At 68.3% G+C, this 17,083-nt stretch carries 14 protein-coding genes; 5 read left to right on the top strand and 9 right to left on the bottom strand.

Features of this window, described 5'->3' with window-relative positions; all coding sequences use genetic code 11:
• Positions 1 to 119 precede the first annotated feature (119 nt).
• The 3 genes from ACODSU_RS12960 to ACODSU_RS12950 are packed head-to-tail and all read right to left on the bottom strand — an operon-like array spanning position 120 to position 4,872.
• Positions 120 to 1,256: a GGDEF domain-containing protein gene (locus ACODSU_RS12960; protein ID WP_488842606.1), complete on the bottom strand. Its 1,137-nt coding sequence runs from the start codon at positions 1,254 to 1,256 to the stop codon at positions 120 to 122.
• A 24-nt stretch (positions 1,257 to 1,280) separates the two neighbouring features.
• Positions 1,281 to 2,762 (bottom strand): AMP nucleosidase, encoded by a 1,482-nt coding sequence (locus tag ACODSU_RS12955; protein ID WP_488842605.1) that lies wholly within the window; start codon positions 2,760 to 2,762, stop codon positions 1,281 to 1,283.
• Between the two features lie 46 nt (positions 2,763 to 2,808).
• A complete protein-coding gene (locus ACODSU_RS12950) occupies positions 2,809 to 4,872 on the bottom strand; it encodes a putative bifunctional diguanylate cyclase/phosphodiesterase (RefSeq protein WP_488842604.1) in 2,064 nt (687 codons plus the stop codon).
• A 157-nt stretch (positions 4,873 to 5,029) separates the two neighbouring features.
• Between ACODSU_RS12950 and ACODSU_RS12945 the strand changes: the two genes are divergently transcribed.
• Both ACODSU_RS12945 and dbpA read left to right on the top strand, forming a co-directional pair.
• Positions 5,030 to 6,310: a DUF4010 domain-containing protein gene (locus ACODSU_RS12945; protein ID WP_488842603.1), complete on the top strand. Its 1,281-nt coding sequence runs from the start codon at positions 5,030 to 5,032 to the stop codon at positions 6,308 to 6,310.
• A gap of 33 nt (positions 6,311 to 6,343) precedes the next feature.
• A complete protein-coding gene (dbpA, locus tag ACODSU_RS12940; RefSeq protein ID WP_488842602.1) occupies positions 6,344 to 7,762 on the top strand; it encodes an ATP-dependent RNA helicase DbpA in 1,419 nt (472 codons plus the stop codon).
• Positions 7,763 to 7,840: 78 nt separating this feature from the next.
• Here the strand turns inward: dbpA and ACODSU_RS12935 are convergent, their stop codons facing one another.
• The 4 genes from ACODSU_RS12935 to ACODSU_RS12920 all read right to left on the bottom strand — a co-directional run bounded on the left by ACODSU_RS12935 (position 7,841) and on the right by ACODSU_RS12920 (position 11,377).
• Positions 7,841 to 8,533 (bottom strand): ankyrin repeat domain-containing protein, encoded by a 693-nt coding sequence (locus ACODSU_RS12935; RefSeq protein ID WP_488842601.1) that lies wholly within the window; start codon positions 8,531 to 8,533, stop codon positions 7,841 to 7,843.
• A 43-nt stretch (positions 8,534 to 8,576) separates the two neighbouring features.
• Positions 8,577 to 9,071, bottom strand: coding sequence for a GlcG/HbpS family heme-binding protein (locus tag ACODSU_RS12930; RefSeq protein WP_056745563.1), 495 nt, complete (start codon positions 9,069 to 9,071; stop codon positions 8,577 to 8,579).
• A 139-nt stretch (positions 9,072 to 9,210) separates the two neighbouring features.
• The gene (locus tag ACODSU_RS12925; protein ID WP_488842600.1) at positions 9,211 to 9,843 is read right to left on the bottom strand and encodes a response regulator transcription factor; all 633 of its coding nucleotides are present in this window, start codon (positions 9,841 to 9,843) and stop codon (positions 9,211 to 9,213) included.
• The gene (locus tag ACODSU_RS12920; protein ID WP_488842599.1) at positions 9,833 to 11,377 is read right to left on the bottom strand and encodes a sensor histidine kinase; all 1,545 of its coding nucleotides are present in this window, start codon (positions 11,375 to 11,377) and stop codon (positions 9,833 to 9,835) included. Before ACODSU_RS12920 ends, ACODSU_RS12925 begins: the two co-directional genes overlap by 11 nt.
• A gap of 141 nt (positions 11,378 to 11,518) precedes the next feature.
• On the opposite strand from ACODSU_RS12920, the gene ACODSU_RS12915 reads away from it, so the two are divergent.
• The 3 genes from ACODSU_RS12915 (at position 11,519) to ACODSU_RS12905 (ending at position 14,367) form a co-directional block, all read left to right on the top strand.
• Positions 11,519 to 12,469, top strand: a complete 951-nt coding sequence (locus tag ACODSU_RS12915; RefSeq protein ID WP_488842598.1) for a cation diffusion facilitator family transporter — start codon at positions 11,519 to 11,521, stop codon at positions 12,467 to 12,469.
• Positions 12,466 to 12,933, top strand: a complete 468-nt coding sequence (gene dtd, locus ACODSU_RS12910) for a D-aminoacyl-tRNA deacylase (RefSeq protein ID WP_488842597.1) — start codon at positions 12,466 to 12,468, stop codon at positions 12,931 to 12,933. Before ACODSU_RS12915 ends, dtd begins: the two co-directional genes overlap by 4 nt.
• Positions 12,934 to 13,107: 174 nt before the next feature.
• Positions 13,108 to 14,367 (top strand): MFS transporter, encoded by a 1,260-nt coding sequence (locus ACODSU_RS12905; protein ID WP_488842596.1) that lies wholly within the window; start codon positions 13,108 to 13,110, stop codon positions 14,365 to 14,367.
• 11 nt (positions 14,368 to 14,378) lie between these two features.
• Here ACODSU_RS12905 and ACODSU_RS12900 read toward each other — a convergent pair whose 3' ends face one another.
• Together ACODSU_RS12900 and ACODSU_RS12895 are read right to left on the bottom strand one after the other, a co-directional pair.
• Positions 14,379 to 16,148 carry an FG-GAP repeat protein gene (locus tag ACODSU_RS12900; protein WP_488842595.1) on the bottom strand — a complete coding sequence of 590 codons (1,770 nt, stop codon included), beginning with the start codon at positions 16,146 to 16,148 and terminating at the stop codon, positions 14,379 to 14,381.
• Positions 16,149 to 16,293: 145 nt separating this feature from the next.
• The gene (locus ACODSU_RS12895) at positions 16,294 to 17,034 is read right to left on the bottom strand and encodes a sulfite exporter TauE/SafE family protein (protein ID WP_488842594.1); all 741 of its coding nucleotides are present in this window, start codon (positions 17,032 to 17,034) and stop codon (positions 16,294 to 16,296) included.
• Positions 17,035 to 17,083: the final 49 nt, after the last annotated feature.

The raw sequence follows: 17,083 nt of genomic DNA, 5'->3' as shown, positions 1-17,083 counted from the left end.
TACAAAGTGACCCCACTTACACTGGGGACTGGCGCACTTCGTTGTTGAAACCGCCCCAGAATCTGCCGCAGGCGCTAGTGGATATTGCGCCGGATGCTATCAAAAAAGGACTGATCGACTTATTCTGCCGCGACCAGCCGCCCCCGGCCCGCCGTCTTGGCTGCGTAGAGTGCGCCATCGGCACGGGCCATCAGTTCTGCCAAGTCCGCCTCACCGGGCTGCAGGACGGCCATCCCGGCGCTGTAGTCCAGCGCAAAGCCCAGCTCTGCCACGCTGGCGGCATGCAGGCGCTTGCGCAACCGCCGGTCCAGCGCCAGGCCGGCAGGCGCACTGTTGTGCAGCAGCAGCACGCCAAACTCCTCGCCCCCCAGGCGCCCTACCAGGTCGCCGCTGCGGCAGGTGTCGCCCAGCAGACGGGCAAACAGCTGCAGGGCACGGTCTCCGGCCTCGTGGCCGTGGGTGTCGTTGACCTGCTTGAAGTGGTCCAGGTCCAGCATCATTGCCGTCATGGGCAGCTGGTGACGTGCGGCGTGTGCCAGCAGGCTGCTGCCTTGGGTGGTGAAGCCTCGCCGGTTGAGCACGCCGGTGAGGCCATCGGTCATCGCCAGCGTGCGCAGCTTGTGTTCTGCCTCCGACCGCCACGCCACCAGCAGGGCGACGGTGCCCAGCACCAGGCTCACATTGGTGGCTACAGCAGCTGCCAGGTTGACGGGATGGGGCGTGCGAAAGCTCGGGTACTGGTCGGTGAAGGCGCCCAGCATGCCCCGCGCCAGCGTGAAAGCGGCCGATGTCAGCAGGCAGCCCATCAGCAGGCTGCGCCAGCGCAGGTTGGCCTCCACCACGGGCGCCAGGGTGGCGCGCGCAACGATGCACAAAATGGTGGCCATCAAAAAGTTGGCCCAGCCTACGCGCCAGGCGTAGTGCCCAAAACCCAGGGTGTAGCCCAGTGGGGCGGCAATCACCAGCACCAGCAGCACGCGGCGCAAGGGGCGGGGGCCCAGCCATTCCTCCAGCGCCCGGTACAGCATCCACTGAGCGGCTGCGTTGCAGGCAATCGACAGGGTGGAGAGGGCTTGGTCCCACAGGGTGGCTGAGGCGATGATGGCCGCCCAGGCCACCGCCTGCAGCAGCATGCTGGCCTGCATGTTGCGGGCCGCGCGGCTCACGTCCCGGCCCATGATCAGCGGCAGCGCGGCCGAGATCATGAACAGGTTGGCCGCCATGACCGTCATGAGGGTGAGGAAATCCAGTGGCATGCGCTGCGGCCCCGGGCCTGTCGGTTACTGGAAGGCGACCTCGGCAAAGCTGCGCAGCTTGCGGCTGTGCAGGCGGTCCACGCCGCCGTTGCGCAGGATCTCGATGGCGCGCATGCCGATGCGCAGGTGCTGGTCCACGCGCTCGCGGTAGAAGTGGTTGGCCATGCCGGGCAGCTTGATCTCGCCATGCAGGGGTTTGTCGCTTACACACAGCAAGGTGCCATAGGGCACGCGGAAGCGGAAGCCGTTGGCGGCGATGGTGGCGCTTTCCATGTCCAGCGCCACGGCGCGGCTCTGGCTGAAGCGGCGCTGCGGCGTGTTGTCCGGCAGCAGCTCCCAGTTGCGGTTGTCGGTGCTGGCCACGGTGCCGGTGCGCATCACGCGCTTCAGGTCTGCGCCGCTGATCTGCGTGACATCGGCCACCGCCTGCTGCAGCGCCAGCTGGATTTCGGCCAGCGCCGGGATGGGCACCCACAGCGGCAAGTCTTCGTCCAGCACATGGTCCTCGCGCACGTAGGCATGCGCCAGCACGTAGTCGCCCAGCTGCTGGCTGTTGCGCAGGCCCGCGCAGTGGCCCAGCATCATCCAGGCATGGGGGCGCAGCACGGCGATGTGGTCGGTGATGGTCTTGGCGTTGGCCGGGCCCACGCCGATGTTGACCATGGTGATGCCGCTCGCGTCCTTGCGCACCAGGTGGTAGGCGGGCATCTGCGGCAGGCGGGGCGGGGCGGCGCCCAGCTCGTCGCCCGCCTCGGCACTCAGGCCCACGCGGCGCGTGACCACGTTGCCGGGCTCGATGAAGGCGATGTATTCGCTGTCAGGCTTGGCCATCTCGGCATGGCCCAGGCGCACGAATTCGTCGATGTAGAACTGGTAGTTGGTGAACAGCACAAAGTTCTGGAACCACTCGGGCGCCGTGCCGGTGTAGTGGCGCAGGCGGTGCAGCGAGTAGTCCACGCGCGGCGCGGTGAACAGCGACAGCGGCTGCGCCTCGCCGGGTGCAGCCTGCCACGTGCCGTTGGCGATGCCGTCGTCCATGGCGGCCAGGTCGGGCAAGTCGAACACGTCGCGCATCAGCATGCGGCGGGCCTGGGTCAGCGTGCCCTCGATGTGGTCGTGCTCCGCAAACGAGAAATGGATGGGAATCGGGTGGGTGCTGGTGCCCACTTCCAGTTCCACGTTGTGCGCCGCGCGCAGCAGGCGGAACTGCTCGGCGTAGTAGTTGGCAAACAGGTCGGGTCGGGTCAGTGTCGTCTCATAGCGCCCGGGGCCTTCCACAAAACCATAGGCCAGCTTGGTCTCGGCCCGCGCCACGGTGGTGGTGTGCACCCGCACAAAAGGGTAGAACGCGCGCACCGGGCCCTCGGGCGTCTCGCCCGCCACAAAACGCTGCATGGCGTCGCGCAGGTGGCCGATTTGTTGTTGGTAAATACGCTGCACCTGGGCCAGGGCGTCGGCCGGGTCGGTGTGGCGGGTGGGGGCGATGAAGTCGGGGATGATGGGCATTCCCCTATTGTCCACAAGCCAGAAGGCCGGGAAGGCAAGGAATGTGTTACCCGCGCAACCAGCGCTCTGTTGCCTCTGCGTCCAAAGGGGCTGACACCGCAAACCCCTGGATCAAATCACACCCCAGTCCCGCCAGCAGGTCGATTTGCGCCTGCGTTTCCACCCCTTCGGCCACGGTTTGGAGCTGGAGGCTGCGGCCCATCTGGATGATGGCGGTGACGATGGCCACGTCGTCGGTGTTCTCTGGGGTGTCGGCCACAAAGGATCGGTCGATCTTGAGCTTGTCGATGGGGTAGCGCTTGAGGTAGGCCAGCGATGAATACCCCGTGCCGAAGTCGTCGATGGAGATGCCCACGCCCAGGGCCTTGATCGCGTTGAGGGTGTCCAGCACCTGGCCGGTCTGGTGCATGAGCACGGACTCCGTCAGCTCGATCTCCAGGTACTGCGGGGCGAGGCCGGTTTCGAGCAGCACGGCGGCGATCTCGGCGGCTACGTCCCGTTGGCGGAATTCGAGGGCCGAGAGGTTGACGGCCACGGGCACCGGGGCCAGGCCCTCGTCTTGCCAGGCCTTGAGCTGGCGACAGGCCTCGCGCATGACCCAGCGGCCGATGGGCGTGATGAGGCCGCGCGATTCAGAGAAGGTGATGAACTCATCCGGCCCGACCAGTCCCCGCTCGGGGTGGCGCCAGCGCACCAGCGCTTCCAGGCCTTGCAGCGTGCCGTCGGCCAGGCGTATTTGTGGTTGGTAGTGCAGCTCGAAGTCGTTGTGGGCAATGGCCTCGCGCAGCTGGCGCTCCTGCTGCAGCACGTCCAGTGCGCTGGCGTCCATGCTGGAGACATAGAACTGGCGATTGCCGCGCCCGCTTTCCTTGGCGTGGTGCATGGCCGCATCGGCGCAGCGCAGCAGCACATCGGCGCTGCCGCCATGGTCCGGGAACAGGCTGATGCCGATGGAGGGCGAAATGGTGAGCGGCAGCTGGTCCACCGTGAACACGCCGTGCATGGAGGCCAGCAGCTTGTCGGCCACCATGGCCACGTCGTTCTGGCTCTGCACATCGGTCAGCACCACCACAAACTCGTCGCCACCCAGTCTCGCCACTACGTCGGCATCGCGCACGCCCTGGCGCAGGCGCTCGGCCACGTTGCGCAGCAGCTGGTCGCCCGCGTGGTGGCCCAGCGAGTCGTTCACGGTCTTGAAATGGTCCAGGTTCATGAACAGCACGGCCACACGGCCGTGGCGCCTGCGGGCCAGCGACAGCACCTGCGACAGCTGCTCCATCAGGAAGTGCCGATTGGGCAGCTGCGTGAGGGTGTCGTGCAGCGCGATGAAGGCCTCGCGCTCCTGGGCCTGCTTGCGTGCGGTGATGTCGCGCACCACCACGATGCGGTAGTCGGCGTGGTGCAGGGGCATGGTCTTGCCCACCACTTCGACGGGGATGGCGTGCCCATCCCTGTGGCAGATGGTGACCTCGTAAGGGTCCTCCCGTCCGCTGCGGGTGTACTCCAGCGCCGTGGCGCGCCACTCGGGGCTGATGAAGTTGAAGATCGACAGGCCGGTGACTTCCTGCAGGCTGTAGCCCGTGAGCCGGGTGAGCGCCTCGTTGCCGTCGGTGATGAGGCCGTCGCGGTGGAACACGATGGCTTCGTCCGTGGCCTCGGTGAACTTGCGCATGCGCTCTTCGCTCTGGCGCACCTCGCGCTCGGCGCGCCAGCGCTCGGTGATGTCGGTGATCAGCACGAAGGAGCCCAGCTGCTGCCCCGCGCCATCAAAGTGCGGAATCAGATTGACCTCGATCATCCGCACCTCGCCATTGGGCAGGGTCTGCTCGCGGGTGTATTTCACGCGCTCACCGTGCGAGCAACGATCCACGTGGGGCTGGATGGCCTGCCAGGCCTTGTCGCCAATCGCCTCCTGCACGGTGAGGCCCAGGATGGATTCGGTGCTGTGGCCGTTGTAGGCGGCGTAGCCCTGGTTGGCGAATTGGCATCGCAGGCCCGGCAGGTCGTAGTAGGCCATCAGGGCTGGCACCGAGTCGGCAATCAGGCGCAGCAATGCATCGCTGGAGTCGCTGGGGCCAGGGGCGGGGGCTGCGTGGGGGCTGTCTTGCATGGGCTGGCGCTTGTGGGATTCGTTATAGCCGATCCACCTGACTCCAGCCTTGGGGCAATTCCGCATGTTCGCTGACCGGAGGCGCTCTGCGGCCGGTCTTTCTGTCACCATGCTGCGTTGCCGCAATCACGATCAACAGGAAAGGTGTGGGCGTCCCATGCAGGAGTTTGGCGGGTTTTCCAGCGCGCTGGCCGTATTGGCGAGCGCGGCGGGCTGTGGTTTGCTCATGGGCATCGAGCGCGAGCGCCGCAAGGGCGCTGGGCCCGACCGTGCGCTGGCCGGGGTGCGGTCGTTCACGCTGGCCTCCCTGGCGGGCGCGGCGGCGGCGCTCACGGCCGCGCCTGCGCTGGTGGCGGTGGGGGCTGCCCTGGTGGCAGCACTGGCCGTGGTGGCCTATGCGCGCGACCGGTCCGGCGACCCGGGTGTGACCACCGAGATCGCCCTGCTGCTGGCCTATGTGATCGGGGTGACCTGCCCGCGCGACCAGTTGCTGGCCGCCGCCCTGGCGGTGGTGGTGACGGGGCTGCTGGCGCTGCGGGACGCGCTGCACCAGTTCTCCAACCAGTGGCTGCAGCCCGGCGAGGTGCGCAGCGGGCTCATTCTGGCCGCGCTGGCCTTGCTGGTGTACCCGCTGGCCCCCAACACGCCCCTGTGGCAAGGCGTGCTGAACCCCCAGGTGGTGGTGCGCCTGGTCATCGTGCTGCTGGTGATCCAGTCGCTGGCGCACCTGGCCAAGCGTCTGATGCAGGCGCGCCATGCGGTGGCGTTGTCGGCACTGGCGTCCGGCTTTGTGTCGAGCACTGCCACGATCGGCAGCCTGGGCATGGAGGTGCGCGCGGGCGGGGCCACGGCGCGCGCCAACGCAGGGGCTGCGGTGCTGTCGTGTGTGGCCACCATGGCACAGATATTGGTGGTGGCCGCCACGGTGCAGCCCCAGTGGCTGGCGCGGCTGTGGCTGCCCGCGCTGGCAGGCGGGTGCGTGGCGGCGGCTGTGGGCTGGTGGGGTGGGCGGGGCGCGGGGCGCCGTACGGCCGCGGTGGCAGATGCCGGGGTGGACGGGGCTTTGGCGGTCCCACCAGATACCCCCATGTTCAAGCTGCGCGATGCCTTGCTGATCGCAGCCCTGCTCACGGGCATCCAGGTCGGCGTGCAGGCGCTCACCGCTTGGCAGGGCGATGCAGGCATGCTGGCTGGCGCGTTGCTGGCGGCGCTGGCCGACGTGCACGCCGCCACCGCCGCTGTGCTGGTGCGCGGCGGTCCGGACAGCGCGTTCGCGCCCGCCATCGCGCAAGCCCTGATGGCCGCGCTGCTGGTGCATGCGGGCAGCAAATGTGTGGTGGCACTGGCCAGCGGGGGCTGGCGCTACGCCCTGGCGGTGGCGCCGGGCGTGTTGGCACACACCCTGGCCTTTGTGGGGGTGCTGGCCCTGCAGGCATAGCGGCCTTTGGAGGGCGGGCCGGATAATCGGCCCATGACCTCCAAAGAAAACCAAGCCCGCACTGATTTCAGTGCGCTGGCCCTCAGCCCCGCCATGCTTGCCAACCTGCAGCAGCTGGGCTACACCACGATGACCCCCATCCAGGCGGCCAGCCTGCCGCCCGCCCTGCTGGGCAAGGACATCATCGCCCAGGCCAGCACCGGCAGCGGCAAGACCGCCGCGTTCGCCCTGGCCCTGCTGGCCAACCTCAACCCCCGCCGCTTTGCCGTGCAGGCCCTGGTGCTGTGCCCCACGCGCGAGCTGGCCGACCAGGTGACCACCGAGATCCGCCGCCTGGCGCGCGCCGAAGAAAACATCAAGGTTGTGACCCTGTGCGGCGGCGTGCCGCTGCGTGGCCAGATGCTGAGCCTGGAGCATGGCGCGCACATCGTGGTGGGCACGCCCGGCCGCGTGATGGACCACCTGGAGCGCCAGCACCTCACGCTGGAAGCGCTCAACACCCTGGTACTCGACGAAGCCGACCGCATGCTGGACATGGGCTTCTTCGACGACATCGTGACCGTGGCGCGCCAGTGCCCCAAAGAGCGCCAGACCCTGCTGTTCTCGGCCACTTACCCGGATGGCATCGCCAAGCTCAGCGCCCAGTTCATGAAGTCGCCCGAGCAGATCACGGTGCAGGCCCAGCATGCCGAAGGCAAGATCGAGCAGCGCTGGTACGAGGTGAAGAACAGCGAGCGCCTGCATGTGGTGTCTCAGCTGCTCAACCATTTCCGGCCCGATTCGTCGATTGCGTTCTGCAACACCAAGCAGCAATGCCGCGACCTCGTGGCCGTGTTGCAGGCCCAGGGCTTCAGCGCGCTGGCGCTGTTTGGCGAGCTGGAGCAGCGCGAGCGCGACCAGGTGCTGGTGCAGTTTGCCAACAAGAGCTGCTCGGTGCTGGTGGCCACCGACGTGGCCGCGCGCGGGCTGGACATTGCCAACCTGGCCGCCGTGATCAACGTGGACGTGACGCCCGACCCCGAGGTGCACATCCACCGCATCGGCCGCACCGGCCGGGGCGACGCCGAGGGCCTGGCGCTGAATCTAGCCAGTCTGGACGAGATGGGCAGCGTGGGCAAGATCGAGCAGCTGCAGGGCCGCGAGTCGCGCTGGTTCCCGCTGGCGGACCTGACGCCCACGGGCAGTGGCCCGCTGGTGCCGCCCATGGTCACCCTCCAGATCATCGGCGGCCGCAAGGAGAAGATCCGCGCGGGCGATGTGCTGGGCGCGCTGACTGGCGATATGGGCTACACCCGCGAGCAGGTGGGCAAGATCAACGTGAACGACTTCTCGACCTATGTGGCCGTGGACCGCGCGATTGGCGCCCAGGCCGTGCAGCGGCTCAACAGTGGGCGCGTCAAGGGCAAGAGCGTAAAGGCCCGTCTGGTGACTGGAAACCAGGAATTTGAATGAAAAGTGCCGGATGCGCTAGTGCATCATGCGCTGGTAGCTATTGAATTAATAGCGTTGGGGTCTCTGCGTTTGGCAGATTCAGCGCCGGGCTGCGGCCGCTTCCAGCATCTGCACCATCTCGCCATAGCCCCGCTGGCGCGCCAGCTGCAGGGGCGTGGTTCCTTGGCGGTCGGTCAGGGCCTGGCTGGCGCCGGCCTTGAGCAGTGCCTGCAGCGTGGCCTGGTGGCGCAGACCGCCGTTGCCCAGCACGATGGACTCGATGAGCGCCGTCCAGTGCAGGTTGTTCACATGGTCCAGCGGCGCCCCGGCGGCGATCAACTGACGCACCACGCCGTCATGCCCCAGGTGGGCAGCAGCGATCAGGGCCGTGCCGTCGTAGCGGCTGGTCACCTGCTTGGCGCTGGCGCCCAGCTGCAGCAGTACGCGCAGCGTGGCCTCGTCGTCGGCCACGGCGGCGATGGTCACGGCGTCGTAGCGGTCGTTCTCCAGCGCATTCAGGTCGGCTCCAGCCTGGGCCAGGGCGCGGATGGCATCGGCCTGCCGGGCAAAGGTGGCCACATGCAGCGGCGTGCGGCCGTAGCCATCGCGGGCATTCACGTCGGCCCGCGCTGCGATCAGCTGGGTGAGCCTGGGCACATCGCCCCGCGCCGCAGCGGCATGCAGGCCCTGGTAGGCCGCTGTTTCTGCCGCCGTGGGTGGCACCTGGGCCTGGGCCGGGGTGGCACAGGCCAGTGCGGCGGCCAGGGCGAAAACAAGATTCCACGGCTTCATGGGGGCCTCCGTTGAATGCTCAGTTGCCTGTGGTGGGGCTGGCTTACTTCAGCAAGTCCTGCACCTTGGCGATGCCCGCCACCGCGCACTGCTCGTCCAGGTGGCCGCCGGGTGCACCGCCCACGCCCACAGCGCCGATCACCTCGTTGCCCACCTTCACCGGCACGCCGCCGCCCAGCAGCAGGTAGCCGGGGATGTTCACCAGGTTGGCCGCAGCGGGGTTCTTCTGCGCGCCTTCCATCATGGCCAGCGTGGTGTTCTTGGCCGATGCCGAGGTGTAGGCCTTGAGGCGGCTGGCTTCCAGCGTGTGGGGGCCGGCGTTGTCGGCGCGCTGCACCGCGCGCACGGTGCCTGCGCGGTCCACCACGGTGGCCGTGACGGCGTAGCCGTTGGCGGTGCAGGTGGCCACGGTTTGCGCGGCGATCTGCGTGGCCAGGTCCAGCGACATGTTCTTTTCGGTGCGCACGCCTTCGGCGCTGGCGGCGGTGGCGATCAGGGACAGGGTGAGGGCGGCGACGGTGGCGAGGCGGTTTTGCATGGTGTTCTCCGGTGTTTCTGGGTCGGTGCCACCCGTTGTGGCGCCGTGGGAGAACTGTAGAAATGGCCGCCGTTTTCGGCCATTCGGGCGGCTACGCGCGGGCCTCCGTAGAACTACGGAAAGCCCGCCAAAGGGCAGCTCACGCGGCCGCGTCCACCAGCGCCGCGTAGCGCCGGATCAGCTGCGCCAGCGACTCGGCCCCCAGCTTGGCAAACAGGTTGGCGCGGTGTGTTTCCACCGTGCGGGGCGAGAGTTCGAGCGCCCGGCCGATTTCCTTGTTGGTCAGACCCTCCACGATCAGTCCCAGCACCTCGCGCTCGCGGGCCGAGAGCTGCGCAAAACGCTCGCGCGCCTGCTGGTCGGCCTGGTGGCGTTCGCGCGAGCGCACATGCTGGCGCACGGCGTTTTGCAGGGCTTCGATCAGCACTTCGTCGTCCACCGGTTTTTCCAGAAACTCGGCCGCGCCAGTCTTGAAGGCGCGGCGGCACATCTCCACCGTGCCGTGGCCGGTGAGCAGGATCACGGGCTGGTCCACGCCCTGCGCCAGCAGTTGCTCCAGCACCGTGAGGCCGCTGATGCCCGGCATGCGCACATCCAGCACGATGGCGCCGATGCTGGCGCGGTCAAACCCGGCCATGAAGGACTGCGGGTCGGCCCAGGTCTGCACGCGCAGGCCCACGGTGCCGATGAGCAGGGCAAGGCCCTCGCGCACGGCAGCATCGTCGTCCACCAGGTGGATCAGGGGCGAGAGGGAGGGGGCGCTATCGGTCATCGGTGGGTGGTGCGACGTTGAGGGTCAGCACAAACTCTGCCCCCCGGTGGGCGGCGGATGGGTGCGTGGCTTCGGGCGCCAGGCTCAGCTGCGCGCCCATGGCCTGCGCCAGGCTCTCGCACAGCGTGAGACCCAGGCCCAGGCCGCCGTTGCGTGTGGTGTAGAAGGGCTCGAACAGGTGCTGGCGTGCTTCGGGCGGGATGCCGGGGCCGTGGTCGCGCACCGACAGGGTCACCCGCCCACTTTCCGCGCGCGCCATGCTCAGGCGCAGCTGGCGCTCTGCGGGCGGCACCTGCTCTAGCGCCTGCAGCGCATTCATCAGCAGGTTGTGGATGATCTGCTGCAGGGCCACGGGTTCGGCCAGCACCGGGGGCAGGTCTGCGGCGGCAGACACCTCGGGCACCACGCCGCGCTGCGCCAGCTCGGGCTCCAGCAGGTGCAGAACGTCTTGTACGGCGGTGGGCAGTGCCAGGGGCTGGGCCTGGCCCGCCAGGTCGGGCCGCTCCACCAGGCGGCGCAGGCGGCCCACCACGGTGGATGCGCGGCGCGCCTGCTCCACGGCGCGGGCCATGGCGGTCTGTGCGGTGTCGAGGTCAGGCGGGTCATCGGCCAGCAGGCGCTGGGCGGCCTGCGTGCTGGAGAGCAGTGCCGTGAGCGGCTGGTTCAGCTCGTGCGCCATGCCCGCAGCCAGCTCGCCCAGCGTGTTCAGCCGCGCCACCTGGCCCAGGCGCAGCAGCTCTTCGGCCCGCTGGCGCGCCACGCGCTGGCGCCACAGTGCGCGGCCTGCGGCCCACAGCGCTGCGGTCAGCAGGCACCAGCCCAGCATGCGCCACCAGGGCAGTTCGTGCAGGCCCACGCTGCGGCGGGCCACCACGTCCAGCGGCTGGCTGGGTGCGGCCAGCAGTTTGTGAAAGTCGTAGGTGCGAATGCCGCTGTTCGGAGCGACCTGGCCGGGCTGCACCACAAAGGCTGTGCCGCCGTGCTCCAGCGTCACCCGCACCGGGCTCGTGGCCGGGTCCATGGGCCACTCATCGGTGGGGATGGTGGTGCGCACGTCGATGTGCAGCGCGTAGCTGGCGGGCGTGCCTGCCAGCACCAGGTAGTAACGGCCTGCGGGCAGGTTCAGCCCCGCCATCGCGGCGTGGCCGGTGCGCCGTGAGGTGGCCTCAGCCGCTGCCAGCTCGGCCTGCAGCGCGGGCGGCCAGTCGCTGTGGGTCGAGCGCTGCAGCACGGCCAGGATTTGCGGGTACACCGACGGGAGGCGGGGCAGGGGTGATGCCGCGTTGTGCAGGCTGTCCGCCGCAGCGTCTGGCTGCAGCAGCGCCAGCGTGGCCATGATGGCGTCGTGCTGCACCACGCGCTGGCTCAGCAGCCGATGCACGATGCGTGCGTCGGTCTCGAACGCTGCGTGCAGTTGCTGCAGGCGGTCCACCACCAGCCAGCCGCAACCGATGCAGGCCACCACCACCCACAGCAGCAGGCTGGGCAGGTGCAGGGCGTGTCGGGGCAGAAGGCGGCGCCAGGCGGGGGGCATGCGCGGATTCTGGCATGGGGCTGCGTTGCATCAACGCTGGGTGCGCACCCTGGGCGCTCTGTTAAACGGAGCTTAAGGTGGCTCTGGTGTAATTTCTGACTCGCCTGTTCGCCATTGTTTCGGCTCCCTCGCTCATTCACCATGTCCGCACCATCTTCCGCATCCCACCCCTGGCTTTCACCCCGCAACCTGCTGTGGGCCTCGGTGGCCGTGGCGGTGGTCACCATCGCGCTCAAGACGCTGGCCTGGGTGGTCACGGGCTCGGTGGGTTTGCTGTCGGACGCGATGGAGTCGTTTGTGAACCTGGCCAGCGCCATGTTTGCGCTGGCCATGGTGACGGTGGCGCAACGCCCGGCCGATGACGACCACCCCTACGGCCACCACAAGGCCGAATACTTTTCGTCGGGGTTCGAGGGCATCCTCATCATGGGCGTGTCGGCAGGCATCCTGTGGGCAGCCGGGCACCGCTTGTTCGACCCGCAGCCCATCGAGCAGGTGGGCTGGGGCCTGGGCCTGTCGGTGCTCAGCTCGGCCCTGAACGGGTTGCTGGCCTGGGTGATGTTCCGCTCGGCGCGCGAGCACCGCTCCATCGCGCTGGAGGCCGATGCCCGCCACCTGGTCACCGACGTGTGGACCTCGGCGGGTGTGCTGGTGGGCATTGCGGGCGCGGCCCTCACCGGATGGCTGTGGCTGGATGCGGTGGCGGCGATTGCGGTGGCGTTGAACATTCTGAAAGAGGGCGTCGAGCTGGTCTGGCGGTCGTCCCAGGGCCTCATGGATTCAGCGGTGGAGCCCGAGGTGCAGTCCACCATCGACGCCACGCTGCAGCAGTTTGTGGCGGCCCAGGCGCCGTGCGCTGTGCGCTTCGACCATGTCTCCACCCGCCGCGCGGGCCAGCGCCAGTTTGTGGACATGCACCTGCACATGCCCGCCGACTGGACCTTGCGCCACGCCGCCGAGCTGCGCGGCCAGGTCGAGCGCGCACTGATGACCGCCGTGCCCGGCCTGCGTGCCACCATCGAACTGCTGCCCACCGATGTGGAAGCGCATTTCGACGACCCCCGTGACGATGTGAAGGATGCCGTGAAGTGATCAGCGTATTGCAACGTGTGCGCGAAGCGCGTGTGGATGTGGACGGGCAGACCGTGGGCGCCATCGGCGCGGGCCTGCTCGTGCTGGTGTGTGCCGAACGCGGCGACACCGAGGTGGAGGCCGACAGGCTGCTGGCCAAGATCCTCAAGCTGCGGATTTTTTCGGACGCTGCGGGCAGGATGAACCAGAGCGTGCAGGATATTGGTGGAGGCCTGCTGTTGGTCAGCCAGTTCACGCTGGCGGCAGACACCACCGGCGGCAACCGCCCCAGCTTCACCCAAGCGGCGGCACCCGATGAGGGGCGGCGGCTGTACGACTATGTGGTTGCCCAGGCGCGCAAGGTGCACCCCGAGGTGACCACGGGCCAGTTTGCCGCCGATATGCAGGTGCATCTCATCAATGACGGCCCGGTGACCATCCCGCTGCGGATGGCGCCTGCGCTGGCGACAGCGGCGGCTGGCTGAACGCGTGGGCTGGCCTCGGCCCGCAGCTGGCCGTGGGGTTGTCCGCACGGCGACGACGCGCGGGCTGCAAATTCTGTAGGCTCGGGCACGCGCGTTCCGTTCTCCTGTTCTTGTGATGCGGCGCGCACTCCGCCGTCCACCTGCCGCGCGCCCACTGCCAGCCCTGCTTCACCCGTGACCCAAGCCGCCCCCGCTGTCCTGCCTGATCCGCCCTCGCCACGCCGCGCCCTTTGGGTGATGTACCTGTGCCTGCTGTCGGCCTTTGCGCTCAGCCAGGCTTACCGCACCGTGACCAGCATCATCGCCGCAGGGCTGCAGGCGGACTTTGGCATTTCGCCGGACTCGCTGGGCGCGTTTGCCGGCCTGTTTGGCCTGTCGTTTGGCGTGACCCAGCTCCTGATGGGCATCGGCATGGACTTGTACGGCCTGCGCCGCACGGTGCTGGTGGCTTTCCCGTTGGCGGGGCTGGGGGCCGCGGTATCAGCCCTCGCGCCTGGCTATGGCTGGCTGATGGTGGGTCAGCTGCTGATCGGTGTGGGCTGCTCTCCCGCCTTCCTGGCTTGTACCGTCTTCGTTGCGCGCCACTTTCCTGCGCAACGCTTCGCCTTTTTCTCGGGCGTGGGAATGGGGGTGGGCGGGCTGGGGCTGTTGTTCACCGGCACACCGCTGGCCTGGATGGTGCAGCACGGGGGCTGGCGCGCGGGGTTCGCGGTGCTGGCGGTGTTGTCGCTTCTGTCGTGGCTGCTGATTTTTCTGCGTGTGCACGAGCCCGCATTGGCGCAAGCACCCCAGGGTCCGCGCGAGTCGTGGGCGCAGGCGGCGGGCCGGTTTGGCAGCTTGCTCAAGGTGCCCCACACCTGGGGCATCCTGATCCTGGGCATGAACTGCTACGCCGCCTTCCTGACCTTGCGCGGCTTGTGGCTTGGACCCCTGCTGATGGGGCGGTATGGGTTTTCGCTCATCGACAGCGGCAACGTGGCCCTGGTGCTGTCGATGCTCGCGCTGTTCGTGCCCGCCGCGTTTGGCCGCATGGACCCCGGGCCCACACGGCGGCGGCGCTGGATCACCCACTTTTCCCTGCTCATGGGCAGCCTGTTCCTGCTGCTGGCCTTCTGGCACCACGCCACTGCCAACGTGGCGCTGATCTTCCTCATGGGCCTGCTGTCGGGCTACGGCGTGTTGCAGTACGCGGACGTGCGTTCGTCCTACCCCGCTGAAATGACGGGCCGCGCGCTGTCGCTGTACACCATGTCCATGTTCCTGGGCGTGGCACTGATGCAATCGCTCACGGGGCTGTTGGCCGCGTGGGCGCAGCGCCATGGCCACGAGCCCTACCAGGCGGTCATGGTCAGTATCGCGTGCATGCTGGCAGCGGCCTCGACCGCGTTTCGCTTCTTGCCGCGGTCGCCGTTGCTGGGGCGTGGCGCCGCCTGACTCCGTGGTACCTACTGGCTCCAGGTGCCGCCGGTGCGGCTGAAGAAGTAGAGGTTAAATGCGGAGACTTCGCTACCCACATCCTGCGCCGCAGTGACCACGCTGTTTCCGTCCGCCGACACACCCACCGCCTCTCCGAATCGAATGACGTTGGGGCCGGCCGGGAACATGTGGGCCTGGGCTTGCCACGTGTTCTGTGCACGTGCATAAACGAAAGCCATGCCCCGCACAGAGCCCACCGCCAGGGTGTCGCCATGGGCGGACAGGGCTGTGCGTCCGCCGAAGTAGCTCATGGGCTCGGTGCCGCCGACGACCGTGTTCACGGGGGCCTTCACATAGGCCTGCTGGCTCCAGCTGCCGCGGTCCTGGCTGAAGACATAGACGGCTCCAAAGGGCGATTGCGCGTTGTCTGATTGATTGCCACCGACGCCGGTGGCGCTGCTGCGCTCGAAGATGGCGCCGACGGCCAGGGTCGAGCCATCGGCCGAAAGGGACACCGACGTACCGAACCCGTCGCCAGCATCCGTGTTGCTGGCCTTGAGGTAAGCCTGGGGCGCCCAGGTGGAGCCGGTGCGGACATAGGTGTGAACCGCGCCCGCGAAGGCCGCAGAGGTGTCGTTCGCATCGCCGTTGACGCCGGTGGACTTGCTGTCGTCACCGGTGGCACCCACAGCCAGCAGGCTGCCGTCGGCGGACAGGGCCACGCTGGCGCCGAAGTTCTGCCCGTCGCAGGGCTGTGTGGCCCAATAAGAAAGGTTGCACCAGGTGTTGTTGCGTGCCGGCGTGTTGCTGGCCTTGACATAGGCCTGCTGGCTCCAGCTGCCGCCAGTGCGGGCGAAGACATACACCGCGCCCGCGGCCAGGCTGTCGGTGTTGGCCTGATCGCCGTTGACGCCCCGGGCGTTGCTGGTCTCTCCGGTAGCGCTGACCGCCAGCGTGTTCCCATCGGCGGACAGCGCCAGCCCCGCTCCGAAGGACGAAGAGTGGCAGTAATCCTGGGCTGCGTTGTTGCAGGCTGGCGCACGCCGATTGCTCGCCTGCAGTCGGGCCTGCGGCTGCCAGGCCACGCCCACGGCGCTGCGCACGAGGATGTGAACGGCGCTGTCGTCAACGGCGGGCGTTGGCCGGGGCAAGGTGGTGGTGCTCACCGGGTCGGGCGCTCCGATCACCAGCGTCTTGAGGTCCGCCGAGACGAGCACCGGAGTGCCAGCGGTGGCGTTGAACGGCGCCAGCACGCTGCTGCCTTGGCGGTCAAAGAGGAAGTGCGCGCGCAGCGCGTCCGGTGCGAGCGTGGTGGCCCGGAAGGAGCAGCTGGTGCCATTGCACTCGCGCAGCCGGTAGGTGGCGTTTACCCGTTGGTGCAGCTGCTTGATTTCAAAGGTGTGCCGTGTGCCGGTGATCGCGGAGCCGGCCTGCGCCTCGGGCAGCGGACCCAGGCCGTCCGGGTCCTCCCAGAGCTCGTAGTGCGTGGCTGGGGCCGAGGGGCTCCAGACGAAGTCGTAGCGCTCCACCCCGTAGCGCAGGCTGAATTCCGCTGTGCCGATGGTGTCGAATGCTCCGTTGGGCGTCCCGGGAACCGGCACGGAGGTAGGTGTAGGGGCAGGCGGTGGTGGTTCGCTGGCGTTGTCTCCACTGCCGCCGCCACAGGCGGAAAGAAGCAGCGACAACATCAGGCTGGTGCTGATGCCTGCCGCGCGCCAGCGTGGCGTGGCAAGGCCACCGAGGCTGCGCAGGGCCGCGTTGGCGGTGACGGAACTGAGCAAAGGTGTGACGTTAGACATGAGATCTCCTCAGTGGGCGGATAACTGCCTGGGCGGATGGATGCATCGTTGAAGGGGCGGTGCGGCGCAAGCCCGTGTTGACGAGCCCCCGCTCGCGCCTCGGTAGAGGCAGCAGCAACCACGTTGCCGCGCGGACGTCCGACTTTTACTGCCGCGCAAAAAAAACCAGCGACATCGCCAGGCCGGTGGCTACGACTCCCAAGCGTAACACCGCCGGGGGCAGCTTGCGGGCCAAGCGTGCCCCTCCGTAGCCCCCTGCGGTGGCGGCCACCATCATCATCAGCGCCTGCGGCCACAGCACCACGCCGCCTGCCGCATAGATGAGCACGGCAATGGCGGTAAGCAGGGCCGACACCCAGTTCTTGAGGCCGTTCATAGCGTTCAGGTTCGTCTGCCCCAGCAGGCCGAACAGCGCCAGCAGAAGGATGCCCAGCCCGCCGTTGAAATAGCCGCCATAGGCAGCCACCGCCAGCACGCCCACCGTGGCCTTGGCGGTGGAGGGTTTGCCGCCCGCCAGCATCCGGCGCAGCTGCGGCCCGAATGCAAACAGCGCCGTGGCCGCCAGCAGCAGCCAGGGAACCACGCGGCGGAAGGTGGCGTCGGGCGTGACCAGCAGCAGCGCCGCGCCTGCCGCACCACCGATGAGCGAGAGCACCACCAGCAACCGCATTGACAGCCCGGGGGGCGGTGCCGTGTCTTCGCGGAACCCCCACGCCCCGGCCATGTAGCCGGGCAGCAGCGCTACAGTGCCCGTGGCGTTGGCCACCACGGGGGGTACACCGGTAAACACCAGCGCGGGCAATGTCAGAAAGCTGCCGCCTCCCGCGACGGCATTGAGGGCGCCCGCCACAAAGGCGGCGGTCAGTAGCAAGGTGGTATCGAACATGGTGCACTCCAGCGTCCGATCCTAAGGGCTGCAGTGCGGCCCATTGGAC

This window comes from Acidovorax sp. FG48, from assembly GCF_057809085.1.
Note: the sequence above shows the minus strand (reverse complement) of the source record. Positions and strands in the feature narration are given on the sequence as shown.